Genomic DNA, 21,054 nt, shown 5'->3' on the forward strand with positions numbered 1-21,054 from the left:
GCGTGACGCACATCGATCACGGTAGCGTCACCCGCGCCACGGTCAGCAGACTGTTGGTGCCTTCGTCGAGGTAGCCGTAGTCAGGATTCTCCGGGCTGTGCACGGTCAGGTCGTGGACGTTCACTCGGTTCCCCTCAAAGGTGCTGATCCTCGTGGCCCCGAAGTCGTCAGCGGGGTCGAGTCGGTGCGGCATGCTGTACTTTCGACCGATGTAGGCGACGTCCCATCGCTCGACGGCCTGTGCGGCGTACATGTGCTCAGCGTGGGTCGCGGCCGCGTCCGGCACGCTCGCGGGGATGCCTGCGGATCCCAGCGTCACCAACGAGTGCACGCCGAGGTCGGGGTGGTCGTGGAGCGCGATGGCCGCGACCGTGGATCCGTAGGAGTGTGCGACGACGTCGAGCTGCGTCTCCGGGCGCGTTGCGCGGAAACCTTCGAGGTCTGCGGCGAGGTTCTGGGCTCCTGCATCCGCGTACGCTTCTCCGAAGACGCCACGATTGCCCGTGGTGACGAAGTTCGGAGGCGCCTCGTACCCCAGCCACGTCACCATGGCGGTGTCGGGCTTCGATCCCGACGCCTGATGCAGACCGACCACGTTCGAAGCGGCCGCCATGCACTGCGTCGTGTCCTTCAGCGAGCTCCCCATCCCCGGAACCAGGTAGGACACACTGTCGGCAGTGTCGAGATCTCCGACCGAGAACGCGCCGATGGGCGGATGGGTCGGAGAGAACGACACCATCTGCCGCGGCACGTCGTGCATGAGTTGCAGGTTCTTTCTCGCCCCCGCGACGAAGTTCTTCAGGTCTTTCTCTCGGGTGAGCGCATCGTTGAGCCGCTTCTGTGCGGCCTGCTGCGCTGTCCTCCCCACCGCTTCCTTGAGCGCCTTCCGCGCTGCACGGACCGAATCCTCCGCCCGCGCGTACGCCCGCTGCGCGCTCACCCGGTTCGCCTGGTCCCGCGCCCAGTACGGCACCCCGTTGAGGTTCCCGACCACCGCCGGCAACGCCGTGATCAAGGCGTCCTGCGCCGCCGAGTGCTCCCCGGCGCTCCCCCGGCCACCGAGGCCGTCCCACCACGCCCTGACGGTATCGGGCGGCATCCCCGCGAGACGATCGGCGACCGGCCGGCCCTGCGCCGCGAGGACCTCGGGCGGCATGCCGACGACGGCTGCGAGGAAGCCTGCGTCGCTCATCGCACCGAGCGAGCCGGCGTACGAGAGTGCGACACCGAGGACGTCCGTGTCGGACAGCGCCGACGCTGCAGCTCGGTCGGCAGCCGCCCGCCGTTCGACGAGGTCGTCCCATTCCTCTTGCAACCGCGAGGCTGTGGCGGCGAGGTCGTCCGCGTCGGACTGCAGCCGTCGAGCTTGCCAGCCGTCGGCTTCGGTCGCATTTTCCCCCGCGGCGACCATGTTCGCCGCTGTGAGCGCGACGACGTTCGCGGCCGCGTCCACCGCGTTCGTCAGCTGCGCCGCCCGGATCCGCTCGGCTTCGTCCTGGATCCGCCGTACCGCGTCGGCGTAGGTGTCGAGCACGTCGATCGCAGCGTCGAGTCGGCCGATGATGCGGTGCGCGGCGGACGGGATCGTGCTCACGGTGGCGGCGAAGCGGTCCTTCGCCGCTCCGGTCCAGTCGTCCGTGTCGTCGGCGGTACGGGCGACCCTCGTGGCGCCGCGGCGGATGTCGTCCTGGTGGTCGGTCAAGGCGCCCGACAGCTTCTTGACGGCGCCGGGGTCTCCGGCGAACGGGTCGGCCGACATCACTGACGTCCAGCTTTCCCGGCGAGGTCCTCGTCGGCGTTCCGGACGGACGATTGCGTGTCGTGCGCGTACTGCGCGAGCGTTCGGCTGACGTCGGCGAGCCACTCGGTCGAGCGCTGCTGCGCCGTCCGGAACGTCGCGAACGCCTGCGTCACGTCGTCGGCCCCGAAGGCACCCCCGTCCGCAGGCACCTCGGCGTCGTCGAACGTCCTCGTCGCCGTGCCGAGCGCATCGTGCACCCCGTCGAGCGTGCTGTACGAGACCCGAAGATCCGCCATCGTTCCCCCTGTTGCCTTCGTCACCCCTCGACCACTGTACTGCAAGATATCATATCTGAGCGTGCGGCCCGGCCGTCCAGCCACCCCGCCTACGCTCGAACGAATGCTCGCCCCGCACGACCAGCCCGCCGCCAGCAGCGCGCCGCCCACCGCCAGCACCGCGCCGCCCGCCGACAGCACGACAGCCCCCGACGGCTTCATCCGCGTCCGCGGCGCCCGCGAGCACAACCTCCGCGACGTGGACGTCGACATCCCCCGCGACCGCATCGTCGCTTTCACGGGCATCTCCGGCTCGGGCAAGTCGAGCCTCGCGTTCGGGACGGTCTTCGCCGAGGCCCAGCGCCGCTTCCTCGAGTCCGTCGCCCCGTACGCCCGACGGCTGATCGCACAGGGGAGCACACCCGATGTCGACGAGATCACGGGTCTGCCCCCGGCCGTCGCCCTGCAGCAGCGTCGCGGCGCCCCGAGCACTCGCTCGACGGTGGGCACGCTGACGACGCTGAGCAACTCGGTCCGGATGCTCTACTCGCGCGCCGGCACCTACCCCGAGGGCGCGACACAGCTCTACTCCGACTCGTTCTCGCCGAACACCGTCGCGGGAGCGTGCCCACGCTGCCACGGTCTCGGCACCGCGCACGAGGTGACCGAGGCCTCCGCAGTCCACGACCCCGCACTGTCCATCCGCGAGGGCGCGATCACCGCCTGGCCGGGTGCCTGGCAGGGCAAGAACCTCCGCGACGTGACGGCGGTCCTCGGCTACGACATCGATCGGCCGTGGAAGGACCTGCCGAGGGCCGACCGCGACTGGCTGCTCTTCACCGAGGAGCAGCCGGTCGTCGAGGTGCACCCGAAGCGCGACCGCGTGGCGAAGCCCTACAAGGGCCGCTTCTGGAGCGCCCGGCAGTACACGCTGCACACCCTCGCGGACTCGCAGAGCGAGACGCAGCGGAACAAGGCCCTGCACTTCGTGGAGTCCGGCCCGTGCCAGCTCTGCGGCGGCTCGGGTCTGACGCGCGCGGCCCTCGCGGTGACGTTCGGTGGATTGAGCATCGCCGATTTCAACGCACTCCCGCTGACCGACCTCGTCGAGGTGCTCCGGCCGGCCGCCGAGCTGACCGACCCGACCCCGGCGCAGAGCACGGTGACCTCGGGCGAGCGGTCCGAGGTGGCGCGATCGATCGCACGCGACCTCAGCAGCCGCATCGAGGTCCTCATCGACCTCGGACTCGGCTACCTCGGGCTGGACCGGGCGACCCCGACGCTCTCCCCCGGCGAGACGCAGCGCCTCCGCATCGCGACACAGCTCCGCTCAGGGCTCTTCGGCGTGGTCTACGTCCTCGACGAGCCGAGCGCGGGCCTCCACTCGGCCGACACGGAGTCGCTCGTGCGGGTCCTCGACGACCTCCGCGCCGGCGGCAACAGCGTCTTCGTGGTCGAGCACGACATGGACATCGTCCGAGGTGCGGACTGGATCGTCGACGTCGGCCCCTGCGCGGGTTCGGGCGGTGGTCGCGTGCTCTACAGCGGACCACCGGAGGGACTCGCGGAGGTCGAGGAGAGCGTCACCCGCCGCTACCTCCAACCGTCAGGAGACCGCCCGGTCCGCCGCCAGCGCGAGCCGGTCGGCGTCCTCGAGATCCGCGACGCGACCCTCCACAACCTCCGAGGCGACACGACCGGCCGCGAAGACGCGACCGGCCGCGGCCTCGACCTCTACCTCCCGCTCGGCGTCATGACCGCCGTCACCGGCGTGTCCGGCTCGGGCAAGTCCTCACTCGTCGGCGGCGTCCTCCCCGCCGTCGCAGCCCAGCACCCGCTCATCACCCGCGTCGTCGAGGTGGACCAGAAGCCGATCGGCCGCACACCGCGCTCGAACCTCGCGACCTACACGGGCTTGTTCGGCGCCGTCCGCCAGGCGTTCGCAGCGACGACGGACGCGAAGGAGCGCGGCTGGACCGCGGGGAGGTTCTCCTTCAACGTCGAGGGCGGCCGCTGCGAGGTCTGCCAGGGCGAGGGCTCCGTGTCCGTCGAGCTCCTCTTCCTCCCGGGCAGCTGGGCGCCGTGCCCGGAGTGCCACGGTGCGCGCTACAACGCCGAGACGCTCGAGGTCCGCCGCGAGGGTTCGTCCATCGCCGACGTCCTCGGCATGACCGTGGACGAAGCGGCGGACGCCCTCGCCGACCTCCCGGCGGCGGCCCGCGCGCTCACCGCCCTCCGGAGCGTCGGCCTCGGCTACCTCCGGCTCGGCCAGCCCGCGCCGGAGCTCTCCGGCGGCGAGGCCCAGCGCATCAAGCTCGCCACGGAACTCCAGCGGGCGCGCTCGGGCCACACGTTGTACCTGCTCGACGAGCCGTCGACCGGCCTGCACCCCGCGGACGTCGAACTCCTCACGGCGCAGCTGCAGCAGCTCACCGACGCCGGCAACACGGTCGTCGTGGTCGAGCACGTGATGTCGGTGGTCGCGCAGGCGGACCACGTCGTCGACATGGGTCCGGCCGGGGGCGGCGACGGCGGCCGCGTCGTCGCGGCCGGCACGCCGGCCCAGGTCGCCGCGTCCGCTGACAGCAGGACCGCACCCTTCCTGCGGTCCGCCATCGGGTCCTGACCACGGGACGGACGGGAGGCACGGCACCAGCCCGCCCCGCACCTCCCGTCCGACCGTCCTCACCACCCGCATCCTCCGATCGGAGGATGCGGGTCCACCGGACCGGTCGAACCGCCGGGCTGCACGGCGCGTCAGGCTGGACCCATGCCCGACACCCCAGCCATCGAGGTCAGCCATCTCGAGAAGCAGTACGCCACCGGCAAGCGTGCCGTCGACGACGTGTCCTTCACGATCGCCCGCGGTGAGACCTTCGCCCTCCTCGGCCCGAACGGCGCCGGCAAGACGACCACGGTCGAGGTCCTCGAGGGGTACCGCTCCCGCACCGGCGGCGACGTCCGGGTCCTCGGCCACGACCCGGCGCGCGCGAGCCGTAGCCACAACGCCCGCGTCGGCATCGTGCTGCAGACCAGCGCGGAGTCGCCGAACGTCACCGTGGCGGAGCAGCTGCGACACTTCGCGACCCTCTACCCGCGGCACCGCAGCGTCGACGAGCTCCTCGCCGCGACCGGACTGGAGTCGCAGCGGAACACGCGGATCAGCCGACTGAGCGGGGGCCAACGCCGACGCGTCGACGTGGCGCTCGGGATCATCGGCCGCCCCGAAGTGCTCTTCCTCGACGAGCCGACGACCGGCTTCGACCCCGAGGCCCGGCGCACGTTCTGGGACCTGCTCCGCGGTGTGCAGGCCGAGGGCACGACGATCCTCCTCACCACGCACTACCTCGACGAGGCCGCACACCTGGCCGACCGCGCCGCGGTGATCGCCGACGGGAAGCTCCTCGACATCGCCCCGATCGACGAGATCGGCGGCGCCGAGGCACGGACCCCTCTCGTCCGGTGGCGCGACGACGATGGCACCCGGCACGAAACCCGTACGCACGACGCCGCCCGCCACATCCGGACCATCCCGAACGCCATGCACGAACTCGAAGTCATCCGCCCGTCCCTCGAGGACGTCTACCTCGGAATGGTCGGTACCCGATGAACACCGCGACGATCGCTGCGCACCGCGTCGGCTACGAGATCCGCTCCTACTTCCGCGCACCCGACTCGGTGTTCTTCACCTTCCTCTTCCCGATCGTCATGCTCGCGCTCTTCTCGGTCGCGTTCAGCAGCGCGCCGGACATCGGACCCGGCCCAGGCGCGAACGTCGACTACGCCACCTACTACCTCCCCGGGCTGGTCGCGACGGGCATCTTGCTCTCCGGGACGCAGTCGCTCGGCGTCGACATCGCCGGTGAGCGCAGCGACGGCACCCTCAAACGCCTCGGCGGCACCCCGCTCCCCGTGCTCTCCTACTTCGCCGGGAAGATCGGGATGGTGCTCGTCACCAGCGTCCTGCAGACCGCGATCCTCCTCGCGGTCGCACGGCTCGTGTTCGGCGTCAACCTGCCCACCGACGGCGGCCGCTGGTGGACCTTCGCCTGGATCGTGCTGCTCGGCATCGCCGTGAGCAGCGTCCTCGGCATCGCGATCTCGGCGCTCCCCCGCGAGGGCCGACGTGCCACGGCGACGATCGTCCCCGTGGTGCTCGTCCTGCAATTCATCTCCGGCGTGTACCTGCCCTTCACGCAACTACCCGTCTGGCTCCAAGACGTTGCGGGCGCATTCCCGCTGCGCTGGATGGCGTCGGGCATGCGATCGGTCTTCCTGCCCTCGCAGTTCGCGTCGGCAGAGCCGGGAGGCGCGTGGCACCTCGGGTGGGGAGCGCTCATCCTGGCAGCATGGCTGGTCGTGGGCGTCGTCGTGTGCCTCCTGACGTTCCGGTGGAACCGCAAGGACGCCTGATGCCGGCTGTGGAGAACGCCCGCTCAGCTGCCGGTCGATGGGATGCTGGGCCGATGGACCGGATCACGGCGCACCGCAACTGGGGCCTCCACGTGGCCGTCGGGGTCACGATCGCGCTCGTCGCGGTCATCGCCGCCCTCGACTGGTCCCCGTGGTCGACTCGCTGGCCGGCGTTCACGGCACTCGGGGTACTCGCCATCGCCTACGTGGGCTACGGGTGGCGCGGGTACGAGACGCCCCGTGCGGCGGCGGGCTTCGTCCCGCTGCTCGTCGCCGTCGCACTTGTCCTGCCGGCAGTCGTCCCGAGCACCGCCTTCATCCAGTGCGTCCTGTTCCCGGTCGCGTGGTGCCAAGTCGAACGGGTGCGCACGGCGGTCGCGGTCTCAGTGCTCATCGGCGTCGCGTCCGGTGTGGGCCTGCAGATCGCCTCGGGGCCGTCGGGTCTCGTCGGCACGCTCCTCGTCGAGTCGATCAGCGTCGCGGGAGCCTGCGCCCTCGGACTCTGGATCACGCGCATCGCAGAGCTCTCCGACGAACGACGCCGACTCATCGACGAACTCCGTGCGACGCAGGACTCCCTCGCCGAGGCGCACCGTCGCGCCGGCGTGACGAGCGAACGCGAACGCCTCGCCCGCGAGCTCCACGACACCGTCGCCCAGAACCTGGCGGGCATCGTCATGCTCACCGAACGTGCCCGTGGCGACCTCGCCGCCGACCGCGTCGACCGACTCGACGAACGCCTCACCATCCTCGAGGAGTCCGCTCGCGCCGCCCTCGAGGAGTCCCGCACCCTCGTCGCCGCGGGCTCCGCCGGTATCGCGGGCGACGGACTGGCCGCTGCCCTGCACCGCCTCGGCGAACGCTTCACCCGAGAAACCGGCATCCCGGTCGCGGTCACCGCACCGGACTGCGTGCTCGACCGCGACACGCAGGTGGTGCTGCTGCGCACCGGCCAGGAGGCACTGGCCAACGTCCGCGCGCACGCCGACGCCGCCTCGGTGCAGGTCCACCTCACCGTGGCCGCCGACCAGGTCGGGTTGCGCGTCGTCGACGACGGCTCCGGCTTCGACCCGCACACGCCGACCGTGGGGCACGGACTCCGAGGGCTCCGCGAGCGTCTCGCCCTCGCCGGCGGGACGTGCACCATCACCACGGAGGTCGGTCGCGGCACGGTCGTCGACGTGACGCTCCCCACGACCACCACACCGGATCGCACCGGTGCCGCGAAGCCCCTGACCGGAGCCGCGCAGTGATCCGCGTCGTCGTCGCGGACGACCACCCGATCGTGCGCAGCGGCATCGTCGCCCTGCTGCAGGAAGCCGACGACGTAGAGGTCGTGGGCCAGGCGAGTGACGGCGACGCAGCCGTGGCCGTCACGCTCGCGGAGCTCCCTGACGTCGTCCTCATGGACCTCCGGATGCCGAGCATGAACGGCGACGCGGCGACGGCGCAGATCCTCGCCCAGGAGCCCAGCATGCGCGTCCTCATCCTCACCACGTACGAGTCCGACGACCAGATCCTCGCCGCGATCGAGGCCGGCGCCGCGGGCTACTTGCTCAAGGCTGCTCCCGAATCGGAGATCCTCGCCGGCGTCCGGGCCACCGCCCGCGGAGAGACCGCCCTCGCGCCCTCAGCCGTCGCCGCCCTCGTGCGCAGGACCACCGGCTCCATGGTCTCGGGTCCGTCGCTCTCGCCGCGCGAACTCGACGTCCTGCAGCTCGTCGCACAGGGCAACTCGAACCCGGCGATCGGCCGTGCGCTGTTCCTCAGCGAGACCACCGTGAAGACCCACCTCGGCCATGTGTTCGAGAAGCTCGGCGTGAACGACCGCACCCGTGCCGTCACCCGCGCCATGGAGCTCGGGCTCCTCCCCTGACACCGGCCGGCCAACGAGCGGCTGGACCGGAGAGAAACTGCCCGTGAACGCAGAAAACCCCGGACCACGTGGTGGTCAGGGGTTCCCTGGTGTTGCAACGTTGAGTCCGGCGGCGTCCTACTCTCCCACAAGGTCCCCCTTGCAGTACCATCGGCGCTGAGAGGCTTAGCTTCCGGGTTCGGAATGTGACCGGGCGTTTCCCTCTCGCTATGACCACCGGAACACTTTCGACCCAATCGCTTGGAAGTTCGAAAGCTGTTCCGCGGGCGCTCAGATTCGAGCACAGCGCGGTGTTCAGTTTCGTGTTCCCGATCGTCTGTCGGGAACCACAAAGTGGACGCGAGCCCCACACCCGAAAGTGTGGGAAATAGTTGTGTTGTCAAGTCTTCGGCTTATTAGTACCGGTCAGCTCCACGGGTCGTTAGTCCCCGCTTCCACATCCGGCCTATCAACCCAGTAGTCTGCTGGGAGCCTCTCACACTCAAGGTGCATGGAAATCTCATCTCGAAGACGGCTTCCCGCTTAGATGCTTTCAGCGGTTATCCGGTCCGAACGTAGCTAATCAGCGGTGCCCTTGGCAGAACAACTGACACACCAGAGGTTCGTCCATCCCGGTCCTCTCGTACTAGGGATAGATCTTCTCAAATTTCCAACGCGCGCAGCGGATAGGGACCGAACTGTCTCACGACGTTCTAAACCCAGCTCGCGTACCGCTTTAATGGGCGAACAGCCCAACCCTTGGGACCTACTCCAGCCCCAGGATGCGACGAGCCGACATCGAGGTGCCAAACCATGCCGTCGATATGGACTCTTGGGCAAGATCAGCCTGTTATCCCCGAGGTACCTTTTATCCGTTGAGCGACAGCGCTTCCACAAGCCACTGCCGGATCACTAGTCCCGACTTTCGTCCCTGCTCGACCTGTCAGTCTCACAGTCAAGCTCCCTTGTGCACTTACACTCGCCACCTGATTGCCAACCAGGTTGAGGGAACCTTTGGGCGCCTCCGTTACTCTTTGGGAGGCAACCGCCCCAGTTAAACTACCCACCAGGCACTGTCCATGAACCCGATCAGGGTCCTACGTTAGACATCCAGAGTGACCAGAGTGGTATTTCAACAATGACTCCACGAACACTAGCGTGCCCGCTTCACAGTCTCCCACCTATCCTACACAAGCCACACCGAACACCAATACCAAGCTGTAGTAAAGGTCACGGGGTCTTTCCGTCCTGCTGCGCGTAACGAGCATCTTTACTCGTAGTGCAATTTCGCCGAGTTCGCGGTTGAGACAGCTGGGAAGTCGTTACGCCATTCGTGCAGGTCGGAACTTACCCGACAAGGAATTTCGCTACCTTAGGATGGTTATAGTTACCACCGCCGTTTACTGGGGCTTAAATTCAGAGCTTCGCCCAAAGGCTAACCCTTCCTCTTAACCTTCCAGCACCGGGCAGGCGTCAGTCCGTATACATCGTCTTGCGACTTCGCACGGACCTGTGTTTTTAGTAAACAGTCGCTTCCCACTGGTCTCTGCGGCCTTCACCGCTCACGGAGCAAGTCCGGTCACGGTTCCGGCCCCCCTTCTCCCGAAGTTACGGGGGCATTTTGCCGAGTTCCTTAACCACGATTCTCTCGATCTCCTTGGTATTCTCTACCTGACCACCTGAGTCGGTTTCGGGTACGGGCGGCTGCAACCTCGCGTCGATGCTTTTCTCGGCAGCATAGGATCACTGATTTCCCCAAAACGGGTACGCGTCGGATCTCAGGCATACAGACGACGGATTTGCCTATCGTCAGCCCTACATCCTTACACCAGGTTCACCTTACGGATACCATCGCCTGGCTCAGCTACCTTCCTGCGTCACACCTGTTCATACGCTAGCCGCACCAGCATGGGGTCGAGCGTTAGACCGGCCCGCATCACCCCGAAGGGATCCGCTGGTCCGGGTTAGGACTCTTAGCACCACTGGATTAGCTTGGGCGGTTGTTCGCCGGTACGGGAATATCAACCCGTTGTCCATCGACTACGCCTGTCGGCCTCGCCTTAGGTCCCGACTTACCCAGGGCGGATTAACCTGGCCCTGGAACCCTTGGTCTTTCGGAGGACGGGTTTCTCACCCGTCTTTCGCTACTCATGCCTGCATTCTCACTCGTGTAGCGTCCACGGCTGGATTACTCCGCCGCTTCACTCGCCACACGACGCTCTCCTACCACTCCGCACGACTGAACCACGAAGGCTTATCGAGTGTGCGAAATCTACAACTTCGGCGGTGTGCTTGAGCCCCGTTACATTGTCGGCGCGGAATCACTTGACCAGTGAGCTATTACGCACTCTTTCAAGGGTGGCTGCTTCTAAGCCAACCTCCTGGTTGTCTATGCAACTCCACATCCTTTCCCACTTAGCACACGCTTAGGGGCCTTAGTTGGTAGTCTGGGTTGTTTCCCTCTCGACGATGAAGCTTATCCCCCACCGTCTCACTGCTGCGCTCTCACTCACCGGCATTCGGAGTTTGGCTGACGTCAGTAACCTGTTGAGGCCCATCGGCCATCCAGTAGCTCTACCTCCGGCGAGAAACACGCAACGCTGCACCTAAATGCATTTCGGAGAGAACCAGCTATCACGAAGTTTGATTGGCCTTTCACCCCTATCCACAGCTCATCCCCTCCATTTTCAACTGAAGTGGGTTCGGTCCTCCACGACGTCTTACCGTCGCTTCAACCTGGCCATGGATAGATCACTTCGCTTCGGGTCTAGGACATGCGACTCAATCGCCCTATTCAGACTCGCTTTCGCTACGGCTACCCCACACGGGTTAACCTCGCCACATATCGCTAACTCGCAGGCTCATTCTTCAAAAGGCACGCCGTCACCCCTACAAGGAGGCTCCGACGGTTTGTAAGCAAACGGTTTCAGGTACTATTTCACTCCCCTCCCGGGGTACTTTTCACCTTTCCCTCACGGTACTTGTCCGCTATCGGTCATCTGGGAGTATTTAGGCTTATCAGGTGGTCCTGACAGATTCACACGGGATTTCTCGGGCCCCGTGCTACTTGGGATACACATCCGGCCATAACACCATTTCGTCTACGGGGCTGGCACCCACTACGGCCCGGCTTTCAAACCGGTTCGACTATGATGCGCTGTAACCGTCCCAGTCCGGCAGAACTGAGCGACGTGTCCCACAACCCCGACCATGCAACGCCCGCCGGCTATCACACATGATCGGTTTAGCCTCATCCGCTTTCGCTCGCCACTACTCACGGAATCACATGTTGTTTTCTCTTCCTGTGGGTACTGAGATGTTTCACTTCCCCACGTTCCCTCTACCCGCCCTATATATTCAGGCGGGAGTCACCAGGTCGACAAGTCGCCTGGCGGGGTTTCCCCATTCGGAAATCCTCGGCTCACAGCTCGATTATCAGCTCCCCGAGGCTTATCGCAGATTTCTACGTCCTTCTTCGGCTCCAGATGCCAAGGCATCCACCGTTTGCTCTTAGAAACTTGACCACAAAGATTAAAATTGCGATCGACTCGAACAACAACCAACACAAGCCGGTCATCGTCACGAGCGATCTAAGATGCTCGCGTCCACTGTGTAGTTCTCAACATACGATCGGCACCACACTCCCCCAACACTCTCGCGTCAGCTTCATGTGGCCCATCGAAGAACCAGCAACACCCACGACCCGAAGGCCCCGACTGTCACGGCTCAACCCCCGACCAAGCGGCCGGGAAGCCTGGTCCCTCAGGACCCAACAACGTGCACCAGCCACCCCGCCTGCCCACCAACCCGTTCCTGACCAGCCCCGAAGGACCAGCCGTACTGAGATCGGCAGACGCGCCGACGACTGCACTGTCAATGTTCCACCCATGAGCTACCGGCAACCACACTCGGGTTGCATCGGCGCCTGGATCCCTGCGAGCCACGAGGACTGCACGAGACCAGATGCTCCTTAGAAAGGAGGTGATCCAGCCGCACCTTCCGGTACGGCTACCTTGTTACGACTTAGTCCTAATCACCGATCCCACCTTCGACGGCTCCTTCCACAAGGGTTAGGCCACCGGCTTCGGGTGTTACCGACTTTCATGACTTGACGGGCGGTGTGTACAAGGCCCGGGAACGTATTCACCGCAGCGTTGCTGATCTGCGATTACTAGCGACTCCGACTTCATGAGGTCGAGTTGCAGACCTCAATCCGAACTGAGACCGGCTTTTTGGGATTCGCTCCACCTTACGGTATCGCAGCCCTTTGTACCGGCCATTGTAGCATGCGTGAAGCCCAAGACATAAGGGGCATGATGATTTGACGTCATCCCCACCTTCCTCCGAGTTGACCCCGGCAGTCTCCTATGAGTCCCCGCCATAACGCGCTGGCAACATAGAACGAGGGTTGCGCTCGTTGCGGGACTTAACCCAACATCTCACGACACGAGCTGACGACAACCATGCACCACCTGTACACCGACCACAAGGGGGCGACCATCTCTGGCCGTTTCCGGTGTATGTCAAGCCTTGGTAAGGTTCTTCGCGTTGCATCGAATTAATCCGCATGCTCCGCCGCTTGTGCGGGCCCCCGTCAATTCCTTTGAGTTTTAGCCTTGCGGCCGTACTCCCCAGGCGGGGCGCTTAATGCGTTAGCTACGACACAGAAACCGTGGAAAGGTCCCTACATCTAGCGCCCAACGTTTACGGCGTGGACTACCAGGGTATCTAATCCTGTTCGCTCCCCACGCTTTCGCTCCTCAGCGTCAGTTACGGCCCAGAGATCTGCCTTCGCCATCGGTGTTCCTCCTGATATCTGCGCATTCCACCGCTACACCAGGAATTCCAATCTCCCCTACCGCACTCTAGTCTGCCCGTACCCACTGCAAGCCCGAGGTTGAGCCTCGGGATTTCACAGCAGACGCGACAAACCGCCTACGAGCTCTTTACGCCCAATAATTCCGGACAACGCTTGCACCCTACGTATTACCGCGGCTGCTGGCACGTAGTTAGCCGGTGCTTTTTCTGCAGGTACCGTCACTTTCGCTTCTTCCCTACTAAAAGAGGTTTACAACCCGAAGGCCGTCATCCCTCACGCGGCGTTGCTGCATCAGGCTTTCGCCCATTGTGCAATATTCCCCACTGCTGCCTCCCGTAGGAGTCTGGGCCGTGTCTCAGTCCCAGTGTGGCCGGTCACCCTCTCAGGCCGGCTACCCGTCGTCGCCTTGGTGAGCCATTACCTCACCAACAAGCTGATAGGCCGCGAGTCCATCCCCAACCAAAAAATCTTTCCACCACCAGGCCATGCGACCAGTAGTCATATCCAGTATTAGACGTCGTTTCCAACGCTTATCCCAGAGTCAGGGGCAGGTTACTCACGTGTTACTCACCCGTTCGCCACTAATCCACCCAGCAAGCTGGGCTTCATCGTTCGACTTGCATGTGTTAAGCACGCCGCCAGCGTTCGTCCTGAGCCAGGATCAAACTCTCCGTAAAAAATTACCAACCACACCCGAAAGCATGGCCGAGTTGATACTGACAAAAAGAACTGTCAACTGACAATTCTGTCTATCCAAAAGGAATTGTCTCCGAACCGAGCAAGCTCGGCCACGGGGTCAATAAATTGGCATTGACAATGTGCACGCTGTTGAGTTCTCAAGGACCAGACGCACTCCCCACTCGGCCCACAGTTCAGCGGGCATCGTCAGAGAGGCTGGTTCGTTGCCCGGGCGAGACTCGGAAGCGACCGTTCCGGCCGTTCCGTTCTCCGCCTCAGCGGCAACGAGTGATTACTTTACGCAGAGGTGAACGGCAGCGCCAACACGTGTCGCATCCCGGGCGTGTCGTCCCCCGACTTCCCCGGGAACACGCGGGAGTCGGGGTACCGCGCCGCCCGGACGGTGCCAAGGCGACCCCGGGAACGACGGAAGGCTCCCCACCGGCACGGCCGATCCGCCGCTGGCGCGTCGCCTCGGAACCGGCGGCGTGTGCCCAGGTGCGGAACCGCACCGTGCCTCCAGGCAGACATGCCCAGCCGTCTACTCGGCCGCAGCCAACTGACCGCAGGCGCCGTCGATCTCCTTGCCGCGGGTGTCGCGGAGGGTCGTCGGGATGCCGGCAGCGTTGAGGCGGCGGACGAACTCGTCCTGCACGTGGGGCTCGGACGAGGTCCACACCGAGCCGGGCGTCGGGTTGAGCGGGATCGGGTTGACGTGCACCCAGCCACGACCGCGCGCGTTGAGCTTCTCGGCGAGCAGGTCGGCGCGCCAGGCGTGGTCGTTCATGTCCTTGATGAGCGCGTACTCGATCGACACGCGGCGACCGGTCTTCGCGTAGTACTCGTACGCGGCGTCGATGGCCTCATCGGCCTTCCACCGCGAGTTCACCGGGATGAGCTCGTCGCGGAGTTCGTCGTCGGGTGCGTGCAGGGAGAGCGCGAAGGTGATCGGGATGTTCTCGTCCGCGAGCTTCTTGATCGCGGGGACCAGGCCCACGGTCGAGATGGTGATGCCGCGGGCGCTCATGCCGAGGCCGTTCGGCTGCGGCGCGACCATGGTCCGCACGGCGTCCATCACGCGCTTGTAGTTCGCCAGGGGCTCCCCCATGCCCATGAAGACGATGTTCGTCACCCGTTCGGCGTCGACGCGGTCCTTGCCGCCCTTGCGAGGGTCGCCCCCGAGCTCACCGGCGGCGATCGCTGCGTTCGCCCGGACGATCTGCTCGATGATCTCGGCCGTCGACATGTTCCGCGTGAGCCCGGCCTGCCCCGTGGCGCAGAACGGGCAGTTCATGCCGCAGCCCGCCTGGGACGACACGCAGAGCGTGATGCGGCCCGGGTAGCGCATGAGCACCGACTCGACGAGGGCGCCGTCGTGGAGCTTCCAGAGGAACTTGATGGTGTCGCCGTTGTCCGTCGCCAGTCGCCGGGTCTCGGTGAGCAGCGGCGGGAGCATGCCGGCGACGAGTTCGTCGCGTTGGGCGGCCGGCAGGTCGGTCATCTTCGCCGGGTCCGACGTGTGGTGCGTGAAGTAGTGGGTCGAGAGCTGCTTGGCGCGGAACGCCGGCAGGCCGAGCTCCTTGACCTTCTCGACGCGTTCCTCGACCGTGAGGTCAGCGAGGTGCACCGGCGGCTTCCCGCGCTTCGGCGACGCGAACTGCAGGAGCGGGCGGCCCGCGGAGTCCTGCGCCTGGGTCCAGCCCTCGGTGCGCGGGCGCACCTGCGGACGAGCAGAACGCTGCTCTTCGAACGGGGTGCGTGTCTCGGAGGCCATCACGCCAGTTTACGGGAGGCCCACGACGAGGGCGGGCACGGCAGCCGGTGCGAAGGCGGCGGGCAGCAGGGCGAGGGTCACGCCCCCGACCACGAGACCGCCGATCGCGGTCGCCGCGACACCGACCACGAGGGTGGCGATCGCCCAGCCGTGAGCGGCACCGACCCGACGGCGCAGACCTCGGGCACCGGTGACGAGGCACGTCACGGGCAGGCCGACACCGAGGAGCCACGCGAGCACGAACCACCCGAGGGCACCGGCCAGTCCGTTCGCCTCGTCCGAGAACGCGGCGGTGAGGAACAGCAACCACGCGACGACGAGCGACAGGACGACCCCGCCCGCTGCGGCGAGCATCACCACGAGGTCGATGGCCCACCGCGCTGATGACGGTCGGACGGCGGTCTGGTCGGTCACGGGCCCACCCTACGGGGGCCGAGGGCCCGGTGCGGGTCAGCTCCCGGCGGGCAGGAGGCGCGCGAAGTGGTGCGCGGCCGGGTACATCGGGACGATGTCGACGACCTCGCCCGGGTGCGGCGCCTGCAGGACGAGCCCCTGGCCGAGGTAGATGCCGACGTGGTCCTCGTTGTCGTAGACCACGAGGTCGCCGGGCTTCGCCTCGGACTCGGGGATGGTCGTCGCCGCGGCGTCCTGCGTCGGGACGTAGTGCACGAGCGGGATGCCCACGGCGGCGTACGCGACCATGGTCAGGCCCGAGCAGTCGATGCCCGAGTGGGAGGCACCGCCCTCGACGTAGGGGTCCCCCAGGTACTGGAGCGCGGTCGCGAGGATCCTCGCACGGTCACCGCCGGCGGACAGCGCCGCGGAGATCGCCGACTCGGCCTGCGCCGTGGTCACACCGAACCGGGTCACCACGGTCGGGTAGGAGACCACGGTGGTCGTGGTCGAGACCCCGTCGATCGCGGTCACGGGCACCTCGACGTCGTGCGCCACGGTGTAGGTCTGCAGCTCGGCGGCAGGGACCCCGGCCAGCGCGGACTGCGAGGTCGTCGTGCCCGAGTGCGCCTCGGTCGACGGGGTCGCGGCGTTCGCGGGCACGGCGAGGGTCAGGCTCGAGGTCACGGCCAGCGCCGGTGCGAGGAGGATCGCGGCGCGCTTGGCGTTCGCGGCACGACGCACGTGCCGGGGGTCGAGGGCGCGCTCGGCCTTGAGCGTCGCGGTGCGGGAGAGCACGGCGGAGCCGGCGGCCGCGACGGGCACGGGACGCATCGCGACGACGCGGGACTGCTTCGTCGGCTGGACGAAGGTCGACCGAGCGGCGGCGGGGCCGAGCGCGGAGCGACGACCGCGCGGACGGCGGAGCACGGGGTCGGCCGTCGACGGGGAGGGAGCGGAGGGTGCGGGCAGCGCTTCAGCGTGCTGGCTGTCGGCTGCTGCGGGCAGAGCGTGGCGTCCCATGGTTCCTTCCGTCGCGACCTCGGGAGAGGCGGCTCGGGCCGGCCCACCGGAGGGACGACCCGAGAAAGTAACGTATTGGTCACGACGGACCGCGATGCTGGGCGGTTCCGGCGTGTTCCTGCGGTTGGTCACAGGAACCGCCGCTCCTTGCAGGGTCCTCAGATGGACTCCACGGCTGCGGTGCCGGCCATCCGGCGGCCGTCTGCCGCATGACGGCGGCGATCCGGGCCTCCCGGTCGGTCGCGAGGCGGTCCGCTCAGGACCCGACCTGCCGGACCGGCACGTGCACCGGGCTGTCCCCCGAGTTGTCCCCCGGTCGGCCGCGGCATCAGCCGCGGAGGTGGGCCCGCACCCGCTCCTGCACCGCGGCGGCGTCGTGGTGGTCCCACACCGCGAAGTGCGTGCCGCCCGGGAGCCGGAGGAGCTCGGCGTCCGGCACCTCGCGGAGTGCCCGCTCGCTGTGCTCCGGCAGGACGTCGGTGTCCGCGTCACCGTGCACGAGGAGCGTCGGTGCCCGCACCGCCCCGAGGTCGAGGGAGGTGATCGCGCCGAGGTTCGCGACGTCGTTGCGCCAGCCGTCGCGGTGCGCGCCGGAGCTGTTGCCGGTGGCCGCGAGGTCGAGCACGAAGCGGCGACGACCAGGGTCCGCCATGACGTCGCGGACGTGGGCGTCGAGCGCTGCCCCGCGGAGCGAGCTCACCCCGGCGATCGCCGTGCGGACCACGAGCCCGGGGACGACCCGTGCGGCGAGCGCGGAGGCGAGGGCGCCGGCCCGGGTCTGGGTCACGAACCACTCGGCGGGGGTCGTGCGCGGGGGCCTCCATCGTGCGGAGAGCCCGGCGGCGACGACGAGCGCCGAGACGCGGTCGGGGTGGGACACGGCCAGTCGGTAGGCGCTCGGTCCGCCACCGGACCACGCGAACACGGCTGCTCGGTCGATGCCGAGCCGGTCGAGCAGTGCGACGGCCCGGTCGGCGTCGTCGTCGAGGCTGCTGCGGCCGTGGCGGACGGGCGTGCCGAGGTAGCCCGGACGCGAGACCGTGACGACCCGGAACCCGTCGGACGGCAGGAACCGTGCCATCACGTCGGCGGTGTCGACCCCGCCAGGGGTGCCGTGCAGGACCAGGACGGGTGTGCCCTCGCCGCGCACCCGCACGACGTCGCGACGCAGCGCCCGTGCCTGACCGTCCGAGGTCGGTCCGGTGCGGGTGTCGGCGTGCATGCCTCGACGCTAGCCGCGCGGTGCCGTGGACGCGCCATGGAGGGGGTACGGATCGCCTGGACGAGCGGCGGCCCACCGGCGCCCGGCTCAGCGCACGGCGGTCCGACCACGCAGACGGAGTGTCTCGCCGGGGTACTCCCCGAACTCCTCGTGGTACGCCCCGGAGAACCGGCCCATGTGCTTGAAGCCGCAGGAGATCGCGACCGCGGCGACCGAGGAGACGTCGGGGTCGGCGAGCTGCAGGCCGAGCCGGGCCTTCTCGAGGCGGATCTCACGGAGGAACGCCATCGGGGTGACCCCCTCGTACCGCTGGAAGGCCTCCTGGAGCGTGCGGACGCTGACCTCGGCGGCCTCGGCGATCTCCGGGACGGTGAGGGGGCGGTCGAAGCGGGCGTGCATGAAGGTCTTCGCCCGCTGGACGGTGCTCGCGTGCGGCCCGGCGACGTGGCCGTCGGGCATCGGTTCGAAGGCGGCGAGCACGGCCTCGGCGAGCATGAGGTCGAGGGCATCCCGCCCCTCGCCCACGGTCGAGCGGTCGAAGAGCGCCGGAGCCACGGCCCGGACGATCTCCTGGAGCGGACCGAGCCGTTCGGGCTCGACCACGACGGGGAGGTTCAGCGGGCGCGGTGCGGCGCCGGTGTCCATCGTGGCGACGGCCTCGAGGAAGTCCGCCCCGAAGTGCACGAAGTGGTGCGTCCCCGCGACGGCGTCGATGGTGAACTCGCGACCGGTCGGGAAGGCGACGGGGACCGAGGCGTGCATCGTGACGGGTGCCGGCCCGTCCGCATCGATCACGGTCCCGCCGTCGACCGCCCACGCGAGCACGTACTGGCGCTCGGGTTGCAGGACACCGGAGAAGCGCGACGACGACGAGGACGTCCGCAGGCTCACCCGGCCGTCGCTCATCGCGCGGTAGCGGAGTCGGAACGCGGTGTGGTCGGCGAAGTGCAGGTGGCGACCGTTGTGGACGTCGCGGAGCAGGGCACTCGCCTCGCCGGGGTCCGTCAGCGTGTGGACGACGTCCTGCACGGCACCGCGGTGCCGGTCGGACCGTCCCGGCGTCACGTGCGGCTCGATCCACCCGTGGCTCGCGACCAGCTCAGGTCGGCCAACGTCGGCGCGGCGTCCTGCTCTTCGACCGCCCAGCCGCGACGGGCAGCCTTGCGGAGGTGCCGGTACGTCGTGATCCGGACCGGATCGACTGCTCGGTTCGACTCGTACTTCGTCATGGTGCGCTCCCTGGACGGCATCACGGCGCCCAGGACACAGCAGCTCGACTGGTCGATTTGCGCATTCCCTGGACACGAAACGGACTCGTTGCTACGGCTCGACGGTACGCGCGGCGTGGACGGTGCACACGGATGCGGCATCCAGGCTGCCCGTATCCGCGCGTTCTGGATGCCCCTCGCACGGGGGCCGCCGGACACGACCGGTCTCCGGACTGGAGGCCCGTGGCGGCGCCGCCACAGGCCTCGAGCTCGATGGTGCGCACGCCGTATTGTTCGCATACAATGCGAACATGTTGATCACCGTCGACCCGGCTGCGCGCGCCTCGCTGGCCGACCAGGTCGCGACGCAGGTGCGCGTCGCGATCGCGCGCGGCGACCTCGCCGCGGGCGACCGTCTGCCGTCCGCCCGCGACCTCGCCGCGTCGATCGACGTCAACATGCACACGGTGCTCCGCGCCTACGCGCGGCTGCAGGAGGACGGGCTCATCGAGCTGCGACGCGGACGCGGAGCGACGGTGCTCCGGTCCGGGAACGCGTCGTTCGACCGGCTCCGCGACCTCGTCGGGGAGCTCCGTGACCAGGCGGACGCCCTCGGGGTGCCGCTCGACGAACTGTTCACGATGCTGAAGGGGGCACGATGACGACCACACGGACGACGATCGGGACACGACTGGCGGTGGTGGCGCCGAACGTCGTGGCGCTCGTGGCGCTCGCGGTGACGGGGGCACTCCTCTCGCCGCGGCTGCCGGCACGGATCGCGACGCACTTCGGTGCCGACGGACGCGCGGACGGCTCCGGGTCGCCGTGGCCGATCTTCTGGTTGACGCTCGCGCTGTGTACGGCATCGGCCGTCACGGTCGTGCTCGCGCTCCGCGCACGGGACCGGCGGACGGGTGCGCTGCTGGTGCTCGTCGCCGCGTTGCTCGGTCCGATCGTCGCGGCGGCGTGGATCGTGATCGCCGTGCTCGCACGCTCGGGCAGCGAGCGCTTCGAACCGTGGTGGACGCTGCTGTTCCTCGCCGTCGGAGTCGTCGCGGCGGCGATCTCGGTCCCGCCGCTGTGGCGATCGGCGGCGCCGGTCCCGGCCCGGGAGTCCCGACCGCTCGACGTCGGCCCGGAGGCCCGTGTCGCCTGGCGCTCGCACGTCGGGAGCCCGTGGTTCGCCCTGCTCGGCCTGGTCCTCGTCGTCCTGGGCGCCGCGACCGCCGTGTGGACGGCGACGACGAGCGCCGGTTCCGCCGTGGTGGCGGGGGCCGCCGTCGTGGTCGCAGGGCTCGCGCTGCTCTGGCTCGCCCGCGTCGAGGTCACCGTCGACCGTCGAGGGCTCCGGGTGACGTCGGCGTGGACGCGGGTCCCGGTGATGCGGGTGCCACTCGACCGCATCGACTCGTGCGGGTGGGAGCAGGTCTCCCCCGGGCAGTGGGGCGGGTGGGGGTACCGCATCTCCGGGCGGGGCATCGCGTACGTCTCCCGGTCCGGACCGGGCATCGTGGTGCGGCTGCGGGGTGGCGGCGCGCGCGCGGTCACCGTGGACGACGCCGAACGCGGTGCGGCCGCACTCGGGGCGTTGCTCGAGCGGACCCCGGCCTGACACCGGCCGACCACAGGGGAACGCCCCGCCGGAAGGGGGTC

Annotated in this window: 15 protein-coding genes and 3 rRNA genes; 7 read left to right on the plus strand and 11 right to left on the minus strand. The window is 67.8% G+C overall.

The window, feature by feature from the left end:
- Nucleotides 1-16: 16 nt before the first annotated feature.
- Nucleotides 17-1,759, minus strand: coding sequence for an alpha/beta hydrolase (locus QPJ90_RS16445; protein ID WP_290132214.1), 1,743 nt, complete (start codon nucleotides 1,757-1,759; stop codon nucleotides 17-19).
- Entirely contained in the window at nucleotides 1,759-2,037 is a 279-nt protein-coding gene (locus tag QPJ90_RS16450; protein ID WP_290132215.1) for a hypothetical protein, read from the minus strand. Before QPJ90_RS16450 ends, QPJ90_RS16445 begins: the two co-directional genes overlap by 1 nt.
- Nucleotides 2,038-2,140: 103 nt before the next feature.
- Here QPJ90_RS16450 and QPJ90_RS16455 point away from each other — a divergent pair, with 103 nt between their 5' ends.
- The 5 genes from QPJ90_RS16455 (at nucleotide 2,141) to QPJ90_RS16475 (ending at nucleotide 8,305) form a co-directional block, all read left to right on the plus strand.
- Nucleotides 2,141-4,642 (plus strand): excinuclease ABC subunit UvrA, encoded by a 2,502-nt coding sequence (locus QPJ90_RS16455; protein WP_290132216.1) that lies wholly within the window; start codon nucleotides 2,141-2,143, stop codon nucleotides 4,640-4,642.
- A gap of 144 nt (nucleotides 4,643-4,786) precedes the next feature.
- On the plus strand, nucleotides 4,787-5,626 hold the full coding sequence (locus tag QPJ90_RS16460) for an ABC transporter ATP-binding protein (RefSeq protein WP_290132217.1): 840 nt from the start codon (nucleotides 4,787-4,789) through the stop codon (nucleotides 5,624-5,626).
- The gene (locus tag QPJ90_RS16465) at nucleotides 5,623-6,429 is read left to right on the plus strand and encodes an ABC transporter permease (protein WP_290132218.1); all 807 of its coding nucleotides are present in this window, start codon (nucleotides 5,623-5,625) and stop codon (nucleotides 6,427-6,429) included. The genes QPJ90_RS16460 and QPJ90_RS16465 overlap by 4 nt, the downstream gene beginning before the upstream one ends.
- 53 nt (nucleotides 6,430-6,482) lie before the next feature.
- Complete coding sequence (locus tag QPJ90_RS16470; RefSeq protein WP_290132219.1) at nucleotides 6,483-7,682, plus strand: sensor histidine kinase; 1,200 nt, start codon at nucleotides 6,483-6,485, stop codon at nucleotides 7,680-7,682.
- Complete coding sequence (locus QPJ90_RS16475; RefSeq protein ID WP_290132220.1) at nucleotides 7,679-8,305, plus strand: response regulator transcription factor; 627 nt, start codon at nucleotides 7,679-7,681, stop codon at nucleotides 8,303-8,305. The genes QPJ90_RS16470 and QPJ90_RS16475 overlap by 4 nt, the downstream gene beginning before the upstream one ends.
- A gap of 104 nt (nucleotides 8,306-8,409) precedes the next feature.
- On the opposite strand, the gene rrf is transcribed toward QPJ90_RS16475, so the two are convergent.
- The 9 genes from rrf to QPJ90_RS16520 all read right to left on the minus strand — a co-directional run bounded on the left by rrf (nucleotide 8,410) and on the right by QPJ90_RS16520 (nucleotide 19,422).
- Nucleotides 8,410-8,526 (minus strand): 5S ribosomal RNA (gene rrf, locus QPJ90_RS16480).
- Nucleotides 8,527-8,680: 154 nt separating this feature from the next.
- Nucleotides 8,681-11,808 (minus strand): 23S ribosomal RNA (locus QPJ90_RS16485).
- Between the two features lie 450 nt (nucleotides 11,809-12,258).
- Nucleotides 12,259-13,780: ribosomal RNA gene (locus QPJ90_RS16490) — 16S ribosomal RNA — on the minus strand.
- The 16S, 23S and 5S rRNA genes sit together here, the layout of an rRNA operon.
- A gap of 542 nt (nucleotides 13,781-14,322) precedes the next feature.
- On the minus strand, nucleotides 14,323-15,555 hold the full coding sequence (gene rlmN / locus QPJ90_RS16495) for a 23S rRNA (adenine(2503)-C(2))-methyltransferase RlmN (RefSeq protein WP_290132221.1): 1,233 nt from the start codon (nucleotides 15,553-15,555) through the stop codon (nucleotides 14,323-14,325).
- Nucleotides 15,556-15,564: 9 nt separating this feature from the next.
- A complete protein-coding gene (locus QPJ90_RS16500; protein ID WP_290132222.1) occupies nucleotides 15,565-15,969 on the minus strand; it encodes a hypothetical protein in 405 nt (134 codons plus the stop codon).
- 36 nt (nucleotides 15,970-16,005) lie between these two features.
- Nucleotides 16,006-16,971, minus strand: a complete 966-nt coding sequence (locus tag QPJ90_RS16505) for a C40 family peptidase (RefSeq protein ID WP_290132223.1) — start codon at nucleotides 16,969-16,971, stop codon at nucleotides 16,006-16,008.
- A 328-nt stretch (nucleotides 16,972-17,299) separates the two neighbouring features.
- Complete coding sequence (locus QPJ90_RS16510; protein ID WP_290132224.1) at nucleotides 17,300-18,193, minus strand: alpha/beta hydrolase; 894 nt, start codon at nucleotides 18,191-18,193, stop codon at nucleotides 17,300-17,302.
- 87 nt (nucleotides 18,194-18,280) lie between these two features.
- Nucleotides 18,281-19,258 (minus strand): helix-turn-helix transcriptional regulator, encoded by a 978-nt coding sequence (locus QPJ90_RS16515; protein WP_290132225.1) that lies wholly within the window; start codon nucleotides 19,256-19,258, stop codon nucleotides 18,281-18,283.
- Complete coding sequence (locus QPJ90_RS16520; RefSeq protein WP_290132226.1) at nucleotides 19,255-19,422, minus strand: hypothetical protein; 168 nt, start codon at nucleotides 19,420-19,422, stop codon at nucleotides 19,255-19,257. Before QPJ90_RS16520 ends, QPJ90_RS16515 begins: the two co-directional genes overlap by 4 nt.
- 290 nt (nucleotides 19,423-19,712) lie before the next feature.
- Between QPJ90_RS16520 and QPJ90_RS16525 the strand changes: the two genes are divergently transcribed.
- Together QPJ90_RS16525 and QPJ90_RS16530 are read left to right on the plus strand one after the other, a co-directional pair.
- Entirely contained in the window at nucleotides 19,713-20,063 is a 351-nt protein-coding gene (locus tag QPJ90_RS16525) for a GntR family transcriptional regulator (protein WP_290132227.1), read from the plus strand.
- Complete coding sequence (locus QPJ90_RS16530; protein WP_290132228.1) at nucleotides 20,060-21,013, plus strand: DUF1648 domain-containing protein; 954 nt, start codon at nucleotides 20,060-20,062, stop codon at nucleotides 21,011-21,013. The genes QPJ90_RS16525 and QPJ90_RS16530 overlap by 4 nt, the downstream gene beginning before the upstream one ends.
- The last annotated feature ends 41 nt before the right edge of the window (nucleotides 21,014-21,054 follow it).

The organism is Curtobacterium sp. 458 (genome assembly GCF_030406605.1).
GTDB lineage: Bacteria > Actinomycetota > Actinomycetes > Actinomycetales > Microbacteriaceae > Curtobacterium.